Annotated in this window: 13 protein-coding genes and 2 tRNA genes; 6 read left to right on the forward strand and 9 right to left on the reverse strand. The window is 32.6% G+C overall.

The features are described from left to right. Positions 1-27 precede the first annotated feature (27 nt). Both gatD and gatE read left to right on the forward strand, forming a co-directional pair. Positions 28-1317, forward strand: coding sequence for a Glu-tRNA(Gln) amidotransferase subunit GatD (gatD, locus tag K5783_RS07220; protein WP_297473353.1), 1290 nt, complete (start codon positions 28-30; stop codon positions 1315-1317). 13 nt (positions 1318-1330) lie between these two features. Further along, a complete protein-coding gene (gene gatE / locus K5783_RS07225) occupies positions 1331-3244 on the forward strand; it encodes a Glu-tRNA(Gln) amidotransferase subunit GatE (protein ID WP_297473355.1) in 1914 nt (637 codons plus the stop codon). Here gatE and K5783_RS07230 read toward each other — a convergent pair. The 6 genes from K5783_RS07230 to K5783_RS07255 form a co-directional block, all read right to left on the reverse strand. Continuing rightward, a tRNA-Leu gene (locus tag K5783_RS07230) sits at positions 3245-3329 on the reverse strand. Between the two features lie 237 nt (positions 3330-3566). Beyond that, positions 3567-4106 (reverse strand): hypothetical protein, encoded by a 540-nt coding sequence (locus K5783_RS07235; protein ID WP_297473357.1) that lies wholly within the window; start codon positions 4104-4106, stop codon positions 3567-3569. 4 nt (positions 4107-4110) lie between these two features. Beyond that, complete coding sequence (gene dnaJ, locus K5783_RS07240) at positions 4111-5196, reverse strand: molecular chaperone DnaJ (RefSeq protein ID WP_297473359.1); 1086 nt, start codon at positions 5194-5196, stop codon at positions 4111-4113. A gap of 48 nt (positions 5197-5244) precedes the next feature. After that, positions 5245-7104 carry a molecular chaperone DnaK gene (gene dnaK / locus K5783_RS07245; RefSeq protein ID WP_297473361.1) on the reverse strand — a complete coding sequence of 620 codons (1860 nt, stop codon included), beginning with the start codon at positions 7102-7104 and terminating at the stop codon, positions 5245-5247. Between the two features lie 6 nt (positions 7105-7110). After that, on the reverse strand, positions 7111-7671 hold the full coding sequence (locus tag K5783_RS07250) for a nucleotide exchange factor GrpE (protein WP_297473363.1): 561 nt from the start codon (positions 7669-7671) through the stop codon (positions 7111-7113). Between the two features lie 35 nt (positions 7672-7706). After that, positions 7707-8846: a hypothetical protein gene (locus K5783_RS07255; protein WP_297473365.1), complete on the reverse strand. Its 1140-nt coding sequence runs from the start codon at positions 8844-8846 to the stop codon at positions 7707-7709. Positions 8847-8909: 63 nt separating this feature from the next. On the opposite strand from K5783_RS07255, the gene K5783_RS07260 reads away from it, so the two are divergent. The 3 genes from K5783_RS07260 to K5783_RS07270 all read left to right on the forward strand — a co-directional run bounded on the left by K5783_RS07260 (position 8910) and on the right by K5783_RS07270 (position 10884). Further along, positions 8910-9938 carry a DUF354 domain-containing protein gene (locus tag K5783_RS07260; protein WP_297473366.1) on the forward strand — a complete coding sequence of 343 codons (1029 nt, stop codon included), beginning with the start codon at positions 8910-8912 and terminating at the stop codon, positions 9936-9938. Between the two features lie 69 nt (positions 9939-10007). Next, positions 10008-10080: transfer RNA gene (locus tag K5783_RS07265), tRNA-Gln, on the forward strand. A gap of 66 nt (positions 10081-10146) precedes the next feature. Next, positions 10147-10884 carry a GDP-mannose dehydrogenase gene (locus K5783_RS07270; RefSeq protein ID WP_297473368.1) on the forward strand — a complete coding sequence of 246 codons (738 nt, stop codon included), beginning with the start codon at positions 10147-10149 and terminating at the stop codon, positions 10882-10884. Positions 10885-10893: 9 nt separating this feature from the next. Here K5783_RS07270 and K5783_RS07275 read toward each other — a convergent pair whose 3' ends face one another. Both K5783_RS07275 and K5783_RS07280 read right to left on the reverse strand, forming a co-directional pair. Further along, positions 10894-11655 (reverse strand): ABC transporter permease, encoded by a 762-nt coding sequence (locus K5783_RS07275; RefSeq protein ID WP_297473370.1) that lies wholly within the window; start codon positions 11653-11655, stop codon positions 10894-10896. Next, positions 11639-12577 carry an ABC transporter ATP-binding protein gene (locus K5783_RS07280; RefSeq protein WP_297473372.1) on the reverse strand — a complete coding sequence of 313 codons (939 nt, stop codon included), beginning with the start codon at positions 12575-12577 and terminating at the stop codon, positions 11639-11641. Before K5783_RS07280 ends, K5783_RS07275 begins: the two co-directional genes overlap by 17 nt. Before the next feature lie 212 nt (positions 12578-12789). On the opposite strand from K5783_RS07280, the gene K5783_RS07285 reads away from it, so the two are divergent. Next, positions 12790-14187 (forward strand): single-stranded DNA-binding protein, encoded by a 1398-nt coding sequence (locus K5783_RS07285; RefSeq protein ID WP_297473374.1) that lies wholly within the window; start codon positions 12790-12792, stop codon positions 14185-14187. On the opposite strand, the gene K5783_RS07290 is transcribed toward K5783_RS07285, so the two are convergent. Further along, a complete protein-coding gene (locus tag K5783_RS07290; protein WP_297473375.1) occupies positions 14184-16925 on the reverse strand; it encodes a DEAD/DEAH box helicase in 2742 nt (913 codons plus the stop codon). The two genes, K5783_RS07285 and K5783_RS07290, sit on opposite strands and share 4 nt — an antisense overlap. Positions 16926-17001 lie beyond the last annotated feature (76 nt).

The following is a 17001-nucleotide window of genomic DNA, read 5'->3' on the forward strand; positions in this document are numbered from 1 at the left end:
ATAAAATAACAAATCTAAGTCTCGTAAATGTCAGAGTACAGAGGATATGAAGGTAATTCGCTAGAATTCTTAAAGACAAATCAAATTGCAGTAGGAGATTCTGTTAAGATTACCGCTGATATCACTTATTCAGGCATAATAATGCCAAGGTACGAGCACAGTGATGACAAGCATATTGTTTTGAAATTAAAAAATGGATACAATATTGGATTAGAAATTGCCAATATTGAAAAAATTGAGAAGAATCAAGTCACAGAAAAAATAATAGAAAAAACTGAAAGTATAGAGAAAACTGAAGGATTGCCAAAAATTTTACTATTATCAACTGGGGGAACAATTGCAAGTAAAATCGATTATAGAACAGGTTCAGTGACTCCTGTGTTAACAGCTGCAGAACTAAATGCATCTGTTCCTGAACTTGCACAGATTGCAAATATAGATGCAGAGGTCTTATTTTCAGAATATTCTGAAAACATCATGCCAGAGCATTGGTTAAAAATTGCTGAAAAAATAAATGAATATTCTAAATCAGATTATTCAGGAATAATTGTTGCACATGGTACAGACACGATGCATTATACATCATCCTTTCTTTCATTTGCACTAGCAGGATTTTCAATACCTATTGTACTTGTAGGTTCTCAAAGATCTTCAGATCGTGCTTCATCAGATGCAGCATTAAATTTGATTGGAGCAACAAAATTTATCACCACAAGTAATGCCAAAGGCGTCTATATTGTAATGCATCATGATGAAAATGATGAAACAGTTGCATGCCACATAGGAACTAGAGTAAGAAAAAATCACACTAGTAAAAGAGGTGCATTTCAAACAATTGGTGATGTTCCTGCATTCATAATTGCAGAAAATCAGATTCAAAAAAACATTAAAGAAGATTTTTTTAAAACAAATGAATTTCAACCAAGAATCAATTTGGACACTAAAGTTGCACTAGTAAAATATCATCCCGGTTATGATTCAGATTTGTTAGAAAAAATAATAGAGATGGGATACAAAGGAATAATTTTTGAAGGAACAGGATTAGGCCATATTGGAAGAACAATGTATGATAGCGTAAAAAAGGCAAATGACAAAGGAATTTTTCTAGGTATGACTTCACAGTGCATTGATGGTAGAGTCAGAATGACAGTTTATGAAAGTGGTCGTGATTTACTTAATTTAGGCATAATTCCACTGGAAAATATGATTCCAGAAGTTGCACTAGTAAAAGCAATGTGGGCGCTAGGAAACTCTCAAAATATTGAACAAGTAAAAAAAATTATGCTTGAAAATATAGCATCAGAGATATCAAATTAAGAGGATGGATAAGGTGTCAGAATTTTCTATTGGTAGTATTGGATTAAAAGTAGGACTGGAAATTCATCAGCAACTAGCAACTAATAAAAAATTATTTTGTAATTGCAAACCAATTGAATCAGAAGAATATTCCATTAAATTTCAAAGAAAATTGCGTGCAGTTAAAAGTGAATTGGGAGAATATGATCCAGCAGCTTTATTTGAAAAATCAAAATCAAAAACAATAGTCTATTATGCAAATTCAGAAAGTAGTTGTTTGGTTGAACAGGATGAAGAACCACCGCATAATTTAGATAATGATGCAAAAGATCTTGCATTGATAATTGCAACATCACTTAATTCAAAAATTTTTAATGAAATTTATCCAATGAGAAAATCTGTAATTGATGGTTCAAATACAACGGGATTTCAACGAACCATGTTAATTTCACAAGGAGGAAAAATTGAAGTTAATGGTGAAACTATAGGTGTGCAATCAATTTGCCTGGAAGAAGATGCAGCAAAACTTCTTGGAGACAAAGGGAATATCAGAGAATACAGTTTAGATCGTCTAGGCGTTCCCCTTTTAGAGATTGCTTTAGATCCAGTAGAAGGCGATTCAAAAAAAATTAAAAATATTGCATTGGCTTTAGGTAGGCTATTACGAAGTACTAAAAAGGTAACAAGAGGAATTGGATCAATTAGACAAGATGTCAATGTTTCAGTTAAAGACGGAGGAGGAATAGTAGAAGTTAAAGGAGTTCAACAATTAGAACAATTAGAAAAAGTAGTAGAATTTGAGGCTAAAAGACAATATGGGTTAGTAAAAATTGCTGAAAAACTGAAAAGTTCAGATTTTAAAGGAATTTCAAAAAGTGAAAATGTTTTTGACATCACTGAAGATTGGAAAGGTTGTAAATCAAAAATCATTCAAAAAGCGTTAAAAGATAATTCAATAATCAAAGCAATTAAAATTGAAAATTTTTCTGGAATGTTTGGATACACACCATTTGAAGGAGTCAGATTAGGAAAAGAAATCGGGCAGTTAGTAAAGTTTTATGGTATTGGCGGAGTTTTCCATTCAGATGAATTACCAAACTATGGGATTGAAGAAAAAGATATTTTGATTGTGAAAAATATTTTAAAAGTTAAACAAAATGATGCATTCTTAATTATTGCAGCGCAATCTTCAAAAATAGATTTTGCAATAGATTCGATTATCAGCAGACTGTTAGAAGCCAAAAAAGGTGTTCCTGCAGAAACCAGATTAGCCACACAAACAGGTGAAACAGTGTTCTTAAGACCACGTCCAGGCGCATCAAGAATGTATCCTGAAACAGACATCCCACCAATTTCAGTTACAAATCAAGAATTAGAAAATGCCAAGAAAAACATTCCAAAATCATGGGATGAATCTCTTTTAGAATTACAAAAAAAATATGAATTGAATCCACAGCTTTCTGAGCAAATTTTTGATTCACGGTACATTGAATTGTTTGAAAAAATTATTGAACGAATTAAAATCAATCCTACGTTTGTTGCATCAATTTTATGTTCTACAATAACTAATTTAGAGAGAAATGGCCTTAACTCTGAATTATTAACAGAAGAGAACATAATAAAATCATTTCAACTGTTAGAAGAAGGAAAAATTGCAAAAGAATCAATTGAGATCATCTATGAGAGCATCATGTCAGGGAAATCGCAAACAATTGATGAAGCATTGAAAAATGCATCAATAGAGGCTGTTGATGAGACAAAAGTAGAGCAAATCATCATAGACATTATTGAAAAAAATCAAGAAATAATTAAAAATCAAAAAGAACGATCAATTGGACCACTAATGGGAATTGTCATGAAGGAATTAAGAGGAAAAGCTTCGGGCGAAATAGTGAATAATCTTCTTTTAAAAAATATCAAGAAAAAATTAGAAAATATGGAATTATAATGCGGGAAGTGGGATTTGAACCCACGAACTCCTAGAAGATAAGGATCTGAACCTTACACCGTTGACCAGGCTGGGTGACTCCCGCATTGTAAATTTTTGAAATCCAGAATAAGTTTCTTTATTATACCATGAAAAAGTAATTTAACCAATCAAGAAAGAAAATGGAATTTAACGAAGTGTATTGTTCAAATTGTAAAAAAGTCCTTGGACAGTATAATGTAAAGTTCTACAATGACGAAAAAGTAAAAGAGTTATTGAATACGACTCATTCTTCTCATATTAGAAACGGACATCAGATAAACATTAGAAAACTTGTAAAAGACTAGACAGATTTAATTTTTTCAACAGCTTCGGAAAGAATTGAAATTCTGTGAATTTCATTTTCAGAAATGTGTTTATTCCATGGTTGAGAGTATAAGATTACTTGTTTTTTATTTTCAAGAAATTTTAGTGCATTAAGTGGTGAATCGTCTATAAAAACATCATAATCCAAATCGGCTTTCATAGGCCCATCAATTACAGATACGTAATTATCAAAAGATATGTCATGATGATTAAGCCAATTTTTTACAAAAGAATCAGTCGAACGTTCTCTTGCAGTAACTATATCTACTTGACCAATTTCTAAAAGATTTTTTGTTACAGATGATAGATTCTCTTCAGTAGGAGGTATAGAATTCCAATTTTTCCAGCAAGAGCTTAGTTCGGCATAGAAATCATATGGATTTATTTCATGATTCTTCCAAAAATCCCAATCAGTTATGTCGTTTTTTGAGATTTTAGGTCTAATTGTATTATTATAATTTAACCAAGGAACTATGACATCAGCAAGTACGCCATCAACATCTAAAGCAATTTTCATTTATTTAGTCACTATCTTTTTGAAATTCTTCTAAAAGCTTTTTTTGATGCCTACTAAGTTTTTGTGGAATATTGACTACAATTCGAACATATTGATCTCCTTTTCCTCGAGAATTGATATGTGTGACTCCCTTTCCCTTTAGTTTGATTATAGTATTTGGTTGACTGCCAGAATCGACTTTAATTTTTTCTGTTCCGTCTAAAGTTGGAACAACGATTTCACATCCCAATGCAGCATCAATCATTGAAACATCCTGATCATAAAAAATATCTTTTCCATCTCTTTTGAATTTTGAATGTGGTTGAACTCTTACTCGTACTATCAAATCTCCATTAGAGCCTCCTGGAACCTCATTTCCTTCATTTGGCACTGTGTAATCTCCAGAATCAATTCCGGGTGGAATTTCAAAAGTAATTTTTTTGTTACCTTTTTTCTTTCCTTGACCCTTACATTCATCACAAGGAATCTCAATAATTGAACCTTGACCATTACATGAAGAACATGGTGCAGCTGTTACAAAAGAAGCAAAACCCATATTCCTTGTTTGCCTTATTTGTCCTTGACCATTACATGAAGAACATGTTTTTTTGTTAGTTCCTGGTTTGCAACCAGTTCCATTACAATTGTCACATTGAAGTTGTTTTTGCAAATCAATTTCCATTTTTTTTCCATGAAGAACATCTTCTAATGTGACTGAGGTTTCATAGAGAATATCAGAGCCTCTTTGTTGGTTAAAGCCGAAGCCTCCTCCACCGCGACCAAATATGGATTCAAAAATAGAATCAAAACCTCCTCCACCGCGACCAAATATATCACTAAAATCTCCACGAGCACCTTGAAAAATATCTTCACTTGAATATCTTCCATCAACGCCAGCATGACCGTGCTGATCATAGAGTTGCTTCTTTGCAGGATCTGAAAGGACAGCATAAGCTTCAGAAATTTCTTTGAAATGTTCCCCAGCATCAGAAGATTTGTTACGATCCGGGTGGAATTTTAGAGCTAATTTTCTATATTGTTTTTTTATTTCATCTGTAGAAGATGTTTTAGATACTCCTAAAACTTCATAGTAATCACGTTTTGCAGCCATGAATCATACCTTTACAATAATTGTCGTATAAATGATTGAATTTGAATTTTAGTTAGTTTTGGTTTCATCAGTTGTAGATGACTCATTTGGTTGACTTTCGGCATTCTGTTGTCCTTCACCAGCACTTTGTTGTCCTTCAGCACCTGGAGGAGGTGTAGCATTTTTGTAAAGTTCTGTAGTTACTTCATTGACTAAAGATTGTAATGCTTCAAGTTTGGGCTTTAGTTCATTTGGCTCTTTATCTAAAACTTCTTTGACTTCTTTTACCGCATCAGTAATTTTAATTCCCTGTTCTTGAGAGATTTTCTCCTTTAGATCATGATTGACCAATTTTTCTGTAGTGTAAATGTAACTTTCTGCTTCGTTTCTTAGATCAATTTTTTCTTTTTTCTTTTTATCTTCATCAGAGAATTTTTCTGCATCCTCTTTTAATTTTTCAATTTCTTCTTTAGATAATTTTGATGTAGATTCAATGGTAATCTTTGCTTCCTTCTGTGTGCCAAGATCCTTTGCAGTTACATTGATAATTCCATTTGCATCAATATCGAATTTTACTTCAATTTGAGGAACCCCTCTTGGAGCTGGTGGCAAATCAGTTAGATTGAAACTTCCTAGTGAAACATTATCTGTTGCCATTGGACGCTCACCTTGAACAACATGAATTGTCACAGCCGTTTGGTTATCAGCTGCAGTTGTGAAAACTTTACTCTTAGAAGTTGGAATCGTTGTATTTCTTTCAATTAATGGCTCTCTTACACCGCCTAAAGTTTCTATTCCTAATGTCAATGGAGTAACATCAAGTAAGACTATGTCGCTGGTGACATCTCCAGCAATAATTCCTGCCTGAATTGCAGCTCCCATGGCAACTGCTTCCATAGGATCAACACCAGATTCAACCTCTTTACCTATTATTCCACTTACAAATTTTTTAACTAATGGAATTCTTGTTGGCCCACCAACCATGACAATTTTATTGATATCCGAATTCGAAAGTTTTGCATCTTCAAGTGCTTTCAGTATGGAAGGTTTACATCGATCAACTATTGGTCCAATTAACTCATCTAGTTTAGCTCTAGTCAATCTAAATTCAAGATTTTTTGCACCTGTTGAAGGATCATGAGAGATAAAGGGTAAATTAACATCAGTTTCCATTACTGTTGATAATTCAATTTTTGCTTTTTCCGATGCTTCTCTTATTCTAGTCATTGCAGTAGTGTCTTGTGAAAGATCAACGCCTTCTTTCTTTTTGAATTCATCAACAATGTAATCAATTAGGACTTTGTCCATATCGGTTCCACCTAATTGAGTATCTCCTGATGTACTCATTACTTCAAAGACTCCTCCTCCCATTTCCATTATAGTAACATCTAATGTGCCACCACCAAAATCAAAGACAAGAATTTTCATGTCTTCCTTGGCTTTGTCCAACCCAAATGCCAAAGAAGCCGCGGTTGGTTCATTGATAATCCTAACTACATCTAATCCAGCTATTGTCCCAGCATCTTTAGTTGCTTGACGTTGGTTATCATCAAAATATGCAGGAACAGTGATTACTGCTTTCTCTACGGGTTCACCAATAAATGCCTCAGCGTCTTTTTTGATTTTTTGGAGAATAAATGACGAAATTTGTTGTGGTTTGTATTCTTTATCTAAAATTTTAAAAGTGTAATCAGTACCCATTTTCCTTTTGGCAGCAACAATAGTCCTGTCAGGATTAGTAACTGCCTGTCTTCTTGCAGGCTCACCAACCAAAAGTTCACCATCTTTAGAAAATGCTACAACTGATGGAAATGCTTTTCCTCCAACAGTGGAGCCTTCAGCAGCTGGAATAATTGACGGCTTGCCACCCATTATTACTGCAGCAGCAGAGTTACTTGTTCCTAAATCAATACCAATTATTTTAGCCATTTTTTATCATCCTTTTTTTGAAATTTCTACTAGTGTAGGCCTTATAACTCTCTCATGAGAAATATATCCTTTCCTGATCTCTTTTGTAATTGTGTTATCATCTAAATCAGGATCATTAATAATTGAAATCGCTTCATGAAAATTTGGATTAAAGATTTCCCCTAATGCGTCGATCGGAACAACATGGTATTTTTTTAATAAAGAATCCATATGTTTTAAAATAGAATCCAGACCATCTGAATTAATTTTATTGTTAGAAAAAACCTCTTTTGCTATAACAAAATCATCATAAATTTTTAGAAAATCCAATACAAATTCATCTATTTTTGCATTTACACCTTTTTCTATGTCAGATTGTGTTTTTCTATTAAGATTCTGAAAGTCAGCTAAAACATGTTTTAATTTTTCTTCATATTCAGATACTTTTTCTTTTTCTGTATCTAATAATTTTGTTAGTTCTTCAACATTTGTCGATAAAGTTTGTGATTCTTCTGATTCATCAGAATCAATTTCATTATCGGATTTAACATTTACTGGAATTTCATCAGAGTTAGTTTCATTTGTCAATTCAAACAAAATAGTAGTTTAGCTAATTTATACTATTATTGAATTGTTTCGCATAAAGGATTAGCTTTGACGATGATTAATTCAGAACCTTGTTTAGTTTTTTCAATAATATCAAAATCGTTTTTTGAACATGCTACAATAATTGTGGTTTTATCACTATGAAACAAATCGAAATTTGGATCTTCATAGGCTTCAACATCACCAATATAATCACGCAATCTAGAAGTTAAATTTTGCAGCATCTCTATTTTATCTCCACGCATTGCATGTTGATCAAGAGTCCAAGACAATGCAATCTTTGTTCTGCTTGCTTTGAGATCATTTTTCTTCAATGTTGCACGAATTTCATCTATTAATCGTTTGATATACCCGTCAATTCCCTTTACGCTTCCATTAATAAGATACATTAGGGAATTTGCACCTTCAAATGACGAACCTAATGCTTTTAGATCAAATAGACCGCTGACCATATTATCTAAAAATATCTCCTGAAAATCATCTGAAGAAAGATCATGTTTAGTTACATCGTCTTGGGCATATTTACAAACTTCTAAAACACTACATAAGCTAGAAAATCTAGACAATACGTTAATTGCATGAAAATGTTCTGATGATGAAATAGCTACAAATTTTTTCTCCTTTTTACCTACGGTAAGTAAATCATGAAGTACAGGATCTTCCTTTCCATTAAAGGAGCCTATGATTTTCGGTTGATGGTTTAGATCCTCTAAAGGATAATAAAAATAAGAGATGTGCTTTCCAGCCTCAAGACCTGTAACATGCTCAAGTAATGAAATATTTTCATTATTTCCACCAAATCCAGTTGGAAGAGTAAAAACTACAGAGCTGTTTTTCTTTAATGATGTTACTGCATCCTTGAATTTAGAATGGATTTCAGTTTTGATGTCTTGTCCTGTTTTTCTAATTCTTGGTGTGAAGAAAAGATATTGAGCTTTGGAAATAGCCACGTCAATTGGCTCCATAGCTAATAGAGGTTCATCTTCTTTTAGTGATGAGACATTAGGATAAGTTTTAGCAATTTCTGCTTTCAATGATATTGCCGATGGTGTGGATTCGTCTATTATGTAGACATCTGCACCTTTAATTGCCATTTGTGATGCAATAGCATATCCCTCAGTACTAAGACCATAAACGACAACTTTTGCTCCCCCCATTACATTTACACTAGTATTAGACTAAGAAAAACTTATTGAACTAACTCGAATTATGGAAATTACTTGAAAATATGGATAGATATTCTCACTCCAAAACAATTATTGTTTTCTGAACCAATAATTGAAAAATTAGGAAAAAAACACAATATTTTATGTACGTCAAGAAACTATAACGAAGTTTCAAAATTAGCAAAAATACGTGATTTTGACCTCGTTTTTGTTGGAAAACATGGTGGGAGTGACAAAAAAAGCAAGCTTCGAGCCAGTATTGATAGAATGGGGAAACTTTCCAGAAAAATTGATAATTTTTCACCAGATATTGTAATTAGTTTTTGTTCTCCCGAAGCAGCGAGAGTTTCATTTGGTTTAGGAATCAAACATATAGCATTTTGTGATTCCCCACATGCTTCTGCAGTAATGCGATTAACATTGCCACTAATTCAAAAACTATTGATACCTAGCATAATACCTAAAAATGAATTTTCTAAATATGGAATTGATAAAAAAGACATCATCTCATACAATGCTATAGATGCGGTTGTAACTATCAAAAGAAAAATTAATCAGCAAAGATCATTACCATTTAAACAAGCTGACAGGAAAAATATTTTGATTAGGGCTGAAGAAGAAGAAGCAGCATATGCTTCAAGATCAAGCAGGATAATTCCAATTATTAAACAAATTGTAAAAGAGCATGAAAAAGAAAATATTGTGATTTTAGGCAGATATACAAAACAGATTAAAAATATTCAAAAAATAATTGGTAAAAAAGCCAAAGTTGTAAAAATGACATTTGATGGAAAATATTTACTGAGTAATACAGATATTTTTATAGGATCTGGAGGAACTATGACTGCTGAATCAGCATTGATGGGAATTCCAACAATTTCATATAATGCTGTTCCAAACATAATTGAAAATTTTTTAGTAAAAAAATATTTGGTTAAAAGGGAAACAAATCCAAAGAAAATTTCTAGACATATCAAGAATGTTTTTGAATCATCAAACGCAGTTAATCAAAAAAGAGCAAAAAGAGTTGTTGAACAAATGGAAAATCCCATTGAAAAACTAAATAAAATTATCAATGAATAATTTTAACTAATTTTAAGAGTCAAATTAAGATAAAAAGTTCATTAAGGGAATGAGAGTGCTCGATTTAGCAGCCCGGTAGTGTAGCGGTCAAGCATAGAGGCCTTTGAAGCCTTTGACCCCAGTTCGAGTCTGGGCCGGGCTACCTTATTTTAAAACGATATTCTTGTAACATGAATATAATATAGGTAGTTTTTCTGAAATTAAGTATATGACAGATATCGTGCTAGGAATGGGTGAAGTAGGCGAGACATTATTTGATTTACTTGTTGAAAGGAATTTTGAATGTGTAGGAATTGATCTTGAAGAATCAAAATGCAAAAATTATTCAGAAAACACAGTAATTAAAAATCCAGAGTATCTTCATGTTTGTATTCCTGGAGAATTAACAGAGTTTGTAAACATTACAGTAAATTGGATTGATAAGATAGAAGGTTTGAAAGGTGTCCTAGTTCATTCTACGGTAAAACCGGGAACAACTAAAAACATTCAAACAAAAACTACAGTCCCCATTTTGTTTTCACCAGTTCGTGGAATACATAGAAGATTTTTAGATGATATTAAAAAATATACAAAATTTATTTCATCAGATCATAAACAAATAGATCCTAAAATTAAATCAGATGTGGAAAAAAGATTTGAGAAAATTGATTGGATGTCCACTACTAAAACTGCTGAACTTGCAAAGATATTAGTTGATACGACATATTATGGATGGTTAATCAATTATGCTCAGATTACAAAAATGATTTGTGATAAAGAGGGTATTGATTTTGATGAGATGTGGAAATTTGCAGATGAAATTCATGAGAATTTAGGCAACAGACCAAAAATGTATCCGGGAATCATTGGCGGGCATTGTGTATTACCAAATTTGAATTTGGTTGAATATGAAAATTTGGATATTGTCAAAAAAGTTAATGAGTTATTTGAAAAGTCTAAAAATTAATTAAATTTTCTAGAAATCCAATTTTGTAAGTAGTTTTGAAGCAATAACAAATAGAATTGACGCGATACCTACAAGAATAATCATTTCAAAAATCACAAATTCAGTAATGTTTCCAAAAATCCCTGCTCTTATTACATCTACAAGATAAGTTAGCGGATTCAGATAGAATGCAGATTTTAGTGGTTCAGGAGCACCAGCAGCTGGATAAAATGCAGTACTTACAAAAGCAAAAAACAGAAAAACAGTATTAATTATTACATTAAATCCCTCACTTGAGCGTAACCTAGTAGAAATAATTGATGCCAATGAGCCAAATAGAACCGAGCCAGTAATTGCACCGAAAATAATTATTGGAATTGTAATGAATGAGAATTCTACTGATTCAAAAAATACTGGATAGCCAACAAGAGCTATCAAAGTTGCGCTTACTAACCCAACTATCCCTATAGTACAGATGTTGCTAAGAATGTAATGACTTCTAGTAAAGGGGCCAGACATTATTTGTTCAAACATGCCATGTCTTCTATCATTCCAAATAATGATACCAGAAACCAAAGTACTATTCATAATGTTAAATCCAATCATACCTGATGCTAAAAATGCCGGATAATCAAGATCTTTTGCTCCAAATGGAACTTGATTAATTAATGGTGCATACGCAAATCCTGCAACAAAAATGTAGATCAAAGGAAAAATAACCTGCCAAATTAGAAAGCCAGGATTAAGAGAAATCGTGAGATTTCTGTTTACAAGTCTAACTATTGGATGCATTGTCTCTCATCATTTTTAGAAATATTTCTTCAAGATTTGTTGGTACGGCTGAAAGATCTTCAATTTCAATTGTGTTATCATTAAGTATTTTCAATACTTTTGATAATACTAATTCAGAGTGTTCTGAATGAATTATGATGTTGGTTCCATTTTCGTAATCAATTTTAAAATCAGAAATTCCAGTAAGAAGAGATGCGATGTTAGTTTGTTTTTCTGATAAATGAATTTTAATAGTTTTTTCTTTTCCAAATTTTTTCTTCAGAGCATCAGGAGAGTCTACAGTAAGAATTCTACCCTTATCAATTATGGCTATTTCATCACAAAGATATTCAGCTTCAGTTAGAATATGGGTTGTATAAAAAATTGTCAACCCTGTTTTTACTTTATTTTTTAAGTAATCCAATAGATTTCTTCTGGCACTTGGATCTAGACCTACTGTCGGCTCATCCAAAAATAATAATTCCATATCATGCATGAATTCACGAGCAACCTGAATTCTCCTACGCTGACCAATTGAAAGATCTTCATTTCTTTTTTTTCTAATCTCTACAAGATCAAAATCTATCAAAAGTTGTTCCATTCTTTTTTTACGCTCAGTTTTTGGAACATTCCACATCATCCCATATTTATCAAGAGATTTTTCAACTGATAAAGTAGGCTCGTAACTTGGTTGTTGCAGGACCACTCCTATTTTATGACGGACTTGAAGAGGATTTGTTACAGCATCAATTCCCAAAATAGAAAGATTTCCATTTGAAGGCGGAATTAGAGTTGTAAGAAGTTTGATCGTGGTGGATTTTCCAGCACCGTTAGGTCCCAAAAATCCAAAAACCTGTCCGGGTCGTACTAATAGTTCAAGGTCTTTTACAGCATGAACCGAGCCATATGATTTTGAGAGATGTTTAACGTCAATGCAAGACATAAGAAAACTGCGATCACCCTATTAATTTAGTTAATGAGGAAAATTCTTTAAAAATGGAATTTGTAAGTACAAACCATGAAGAAACAGTCTGGAAAGATGCATGTTCGAATTTTAAAATTAAAAAATAATGTATAAAGCGATCTTTTTTTTAAAGCGAAAATTTTAGAGACTAGTGAAATTTTTATTAATACATCAAGTTTACAAAAAATGAATTGTCTGAATTAGAAAATTTAATGAGTAAATTACTTGAACTAAAACCAGAATTAACAAAAGAAGATGTTGAAGAGCAGATTAAACTCAAAAAAGAGAAAATCGGTGCAGGATACTTGACTGATCAAGGAGCATTATTCTTGATTGCATCTGATTATGGTGTCACTTTGGCTGAGCCACTAAAAGTTGAAATGAGTTTAAAAGATCTCTATGCAGGAGCGAAAGAAATTTCATTAGAGACTAGAGTTTTGAATCTTTCTCCTGCAAAACAATTTTCAAGAAAAGATGGTTCTCCATTTTATCTTAGAACAATGACTGTGTATGATGGAAATTCAACTGCAAGTGTAAAATTATGGGATGAAAAAGCAAACCTACCTGGAGTTGAAAATCTAAAACCAGGAGATTTAATTAAAATCATCAAGGCTTATGTTAAATCAGATTTTGATGGGTCTCCAACAATAAACATTGGTTCTGGTTCAAATATTGAAACAGCTGATAGAAAAAGTGAAATTCCAACTATTGAATCCATTACAAAGGATGTTAGCGAATTGCAGGAAGGACAAAAAGATCTTGTTATTTCAGGCATGATTGATGGCGTAATCAGTGGAATGGAATTTACTAATTCTAGAGGCCAGCCTGGAAAAGCACTCAGAATGAGACTAAAAGGAAAAGATGGAAGTGGAATGAGAGTAGTGCTTTGGGGTAAAGATGAATCATCCATTCCAAATATGATTTCACAGTCTGCAAAAGTAAGATTGCTTGGTGTCAAAGTGAAATCAGGAAACCAAGGTTTAGAAATTCATGGAAATGATGCAACAATTATTGAAATTGAAGGAGGAAAAGAAGCAGAGCCAGTAATTGCAAGAGTTCTTTCCATATCAACATCTGAGAATGGGAAGAATATGATTTTGGCAGTTGATAATAAGAAGAACCTATACAATATCAGTGATTTTTCAAACTCAACCAGTATTTGTGCAGAAGGTGATGTGATAGAATGTATGCCATCAAAGATATACGGAAATTCAATTACACTTGACGATAACTCGTTTGTAAGAAAATTAGACAATGATGAATCTATTCCATCATTGTCTCAAATTAGAACAAAAATCAACGATATCAAAGTTGATGGAAATTACTGTATTGAGGCAATAATCTTAAAAGTTCCTGAAAGACGCGAAGTCCAAACAAAAACTGGAGAATCAATATCACTTTCAGAAATGTTTGTGGAAGACGATACAGGTCAAATTTGGGTCAAAGGTTGGAGAAATCAAGCAAGACTAATTGACAAATGTGAATTAGGAGAAATTGTTTCAATCACAGGATTGAATGCAAAAGCAGGTCTTGAAGGTAGAATTGAATTATTTGTAACTGCATTTTCTAAAATTACCAAGAAAAATTAAGAATCCCAAAAACCTCTTGTTACAACATATTGTCTTTCTGCCTCATAGATTTGTTTGAAGAGATGTTCTTCATCAACCATATTGCGTAAAATTCTTGCGGCAGTATCTGCGCCGACTCCATATCCAGACATTACAGTAATGGCAATTTTGCCAAAATTTTCCACCAGAGATGAGACTTTCCAGGCACGATCATACTTGTGTTTTTCATCAGCAGATAGTTTTTTTCCTTCATGTTTTTTTCGAATTATTTTCGGAAGATCATAGTCAGAGTGATAGGTGGCTGTAATTTGCCTCCCTTTACAATAAGGACAGATAAGGATATTTTTTACTTCATGTGTTTCAACTAAACGCTCCCATTTACCACATCTAGCACAAATTAAGCGATGTTTTGTTTTCTGAAGTCGAGTTTTTACAAGATCAAGAATGCCTTTGTCAAGATTAGCAGGAGATGAGTAATATTTCGTTGTATGATCCAATATTGGCTCTGCTAATTTAGAAAATTGATCAACTTCTAACCACTTTATATGAATTTCATCCTCACGAATTTTTTTTAATATTTTATCAGAGTTTTTAAGATCATATTTGTCATGAAATAATTCACGTAGTGCTTCACGTACAAGTGCAGTTTTGGAGTATCGCTCATACAAAAATCGGGCAGATTTTCTTTCATAGATTGCTCCACGTCCTACTATGCCGAATTTTTTAGCAACACACCATGTTCGCCAATTTACATTATGAGTTCCTGCTAAAGATGCGCTAATAATCGAATGTAGATCATAGTCATCTTTTATAACTTCAGTGAAAAGTTTTTCTGAAATACGTGATCTTGAAGATAAAACAATTCTATAACCATCAGAACGTGAATCAACTATTGAACCTAACAATGAAGAAAGAAATGAGGAAAGCAGTGCAGATAAAGTAGAATTGATTTTAGTTCCAAAACACGAATGAATTACTATTGAACCTTGAGATTTGCTTGATTCAACGACAATATTATTTTCGTCAGGTATTACATCAAAATTTAATTTTTCAATAAGTTTATTGTTTAACACAAGAGAACCGTTCTTTGTTTTACTACGGAATTCACCTACTTTTCTTGCAGTTTTATAATCAATAGGAATACTTTCACCTTCCCAGTAAGGTACAGTTATGCCACCTCCTCTAAATGGCTCAACATTTACAGTGAATGATTTTTCATCGACATTTAAAATTCTCCACTGCGAGCCTTTTAAAACAAAAATATTTCCAGAATCCCCAAAATCACCAACAAATCTTTGATCTAATGACCCAATGATTTTTTTACCTACACTGTCAAAAACTTTGAATTTTAAAATATCTGGAATCGTAGAAAGATTCTCAAAATAATATTTGAATGAACGTCCCTTCTTCCAAAAAGTCATTTTTGTTCGATCAAAAAATATCAAATAATTGGAATCAAGCAGATCTAGCACATCTATAAGATCTTTGATTTGTAAATTCCTAAACGGATATGCTTTTGTAACTAAATCAAAAGCTTGTTCGATTGAAATTTCACCACATTGCATTGTCAATCCAACTAAATGATGAGCTAAAACATCAAGTGAGCCATCATGAATTTTTTGTTCTTCAATTGAACCTTCTTTAATACGATCAAGTATTGCTTGTGCCTCAAATTCATCATCAGAATTATTAGTTATGATCAATCCCTGAGCTGATGCATCACGATTATGCCTGCTTCGTCCTATTCTTTGTACAAATTTTGATACTTGTCTAGGAGAACCGTAATGAATTACTAATTCAACAGAACCAATGTCCAAGCCTAATTCCAATGAAGAGGTACAGACAACAATTCCACGTTTTCCTTCACGTAAAGTAGATTCAGTTTCCTCTCTAACCTCTTTTGAGAGTGAACCGTGATGTAATTCAATAGGGATTGAAGATTTATCTTTCAAAATTGAAGCCAGAAATTCTGCTTCGCCTCTGGTATTAGTAAATAAAAGCACAGGAGAGTCTAATTCTAACTCTAAAACATATTCAACAATTTTTTCTGCAACATCAGAAATTGTACCTTCCACATATTTTATTTCAACGTCATATTTTCGTACAGATGTATCTCTAATAATCTCGCATTTTCTTTTAGTACCAACAACAAATTTTCCCGCTTCTTCAAAATTCCCTACTGTAGCAGATAATCCTATTTTTGTGAGAGGGAATTTTGAGTTAAATTCCAATCTTTCAATACTAAGTGATAGTTGAGCGCCTCTTTCACTAGAAAGTAGTTCATGGACTTCATCAATTATTATCCATTCTAAATCAGATAACGCATCAAGCATTTTGATTTGAGTCAAAAGTATGACAAGAGTTTCTGGTGTTGTGATTAGAATGTCTGGAGGATTTTCAGTGATTTTTTTCCTATCTTTTTGTGTTGTATCTCCATGCCGGATTTCAATAGACAGTTCATTTCCTTGGGCATATTTTGTGATTCTTCTAAAAACATCGCGATTTAATGCACGTAGGGGAGTAATATAGAGAGCTTTGATTTTTCCCTGTTTTTTTGATTTTTTCAAAATTGAAAAAATAGGAATGACAGAACATTCTGTTTTTCCAGAACCAGTTGGAGCAATAACTAGACAGTCTTTTTTTTGTAAGATAAAAGGTGAAGCTTGCTTCTGAATTTCAGTTAATTTAGAAAATCCAAATTTTGTAAATAAAGATTCAAGAATCTGATTTGTCTGTTGTATTTCTTTGTAATCTTTCATAAGCAATAACACCTACCAATCCAAGTGCAAATAATACAACAGTGATTATTGGAATTGAATCAAAGATTCCTGCCAT

This window comes from Nitrosopumilus sp. (genome assembly GCF_025699125.1).
Taxonomy (GTDB): domain Archaea; phylum Thermoproteota; class Nitrososphaeria; order Nitrososphaerales; family Nitrosopumilaceae; genus Nitrosopumilus.

Excerpts from the sequence above, each read along its gene's own strand:
- K5783_RS07235 (WP_297473357.1), bottom strand. The coding sequence starts at position 4,106 with ATGAAAATTGCTTTAGATGTTGATGGCGTACTTGCTGATGTCATAGTT.
- K5783_RS07275 (WP_297473370.1), bottom strand. The coding sequence starts at position 11,655 with ATGCATCCAATAGTTAGACTTGTAAACAGAAATCTCACGATTTCTCTT.
- K5783_RS07255 (WP_297473365.1), bottom strand. The coding sequence starts at position 8,846 with ATGGGGGGAGCAAAAGTTGTCGTTTATGGTCTTAGTACTGAGGGATAT.
- dnaJ (WP_297473359.1), bottom strand. The coding sequence starts at position 5,196 with ATGGCTGCAAAACGTGATTACTATGAAGTTTTAGGAGTATCTAAAACA.
- dnaK (WP_297473361.1), bottom strand. The coding sequence starts at position 7,104 with ATGGCTAAAATAATTGGTATTGATTTAGGAACAAGTAACTCTGCTGCT.
- K5783_RS07270 (WP_297473368.1), top strand. The coding sequence starts at position 10,147 with ATGACAGATATCGTGCTAGGAATGGGTGAAGTAGGCGAGACATTATTT.
- K5783_RS07290 (WP_297473375.1), bottom strand. The coding sequence starts at position 16,925 with ATGAAAGATTACAAAGAAATACAACAGACAAATCAGATTCTTGAATCT.
- K5783_RS07280 (WP_297473372.1), bottom strand. The coding sequence starts at position 12,577 with ATGTCTTGCATTGACGTTAAACATCTCTCAAAATCATATGGCTCGGTT.
- gatD (WP_297473353.1), top strand. The coding sequence starts at position 28 with ATGTCAGAGTACAGAGGATATGAAGGTAATTCGCTAGAATTCTTAAAG.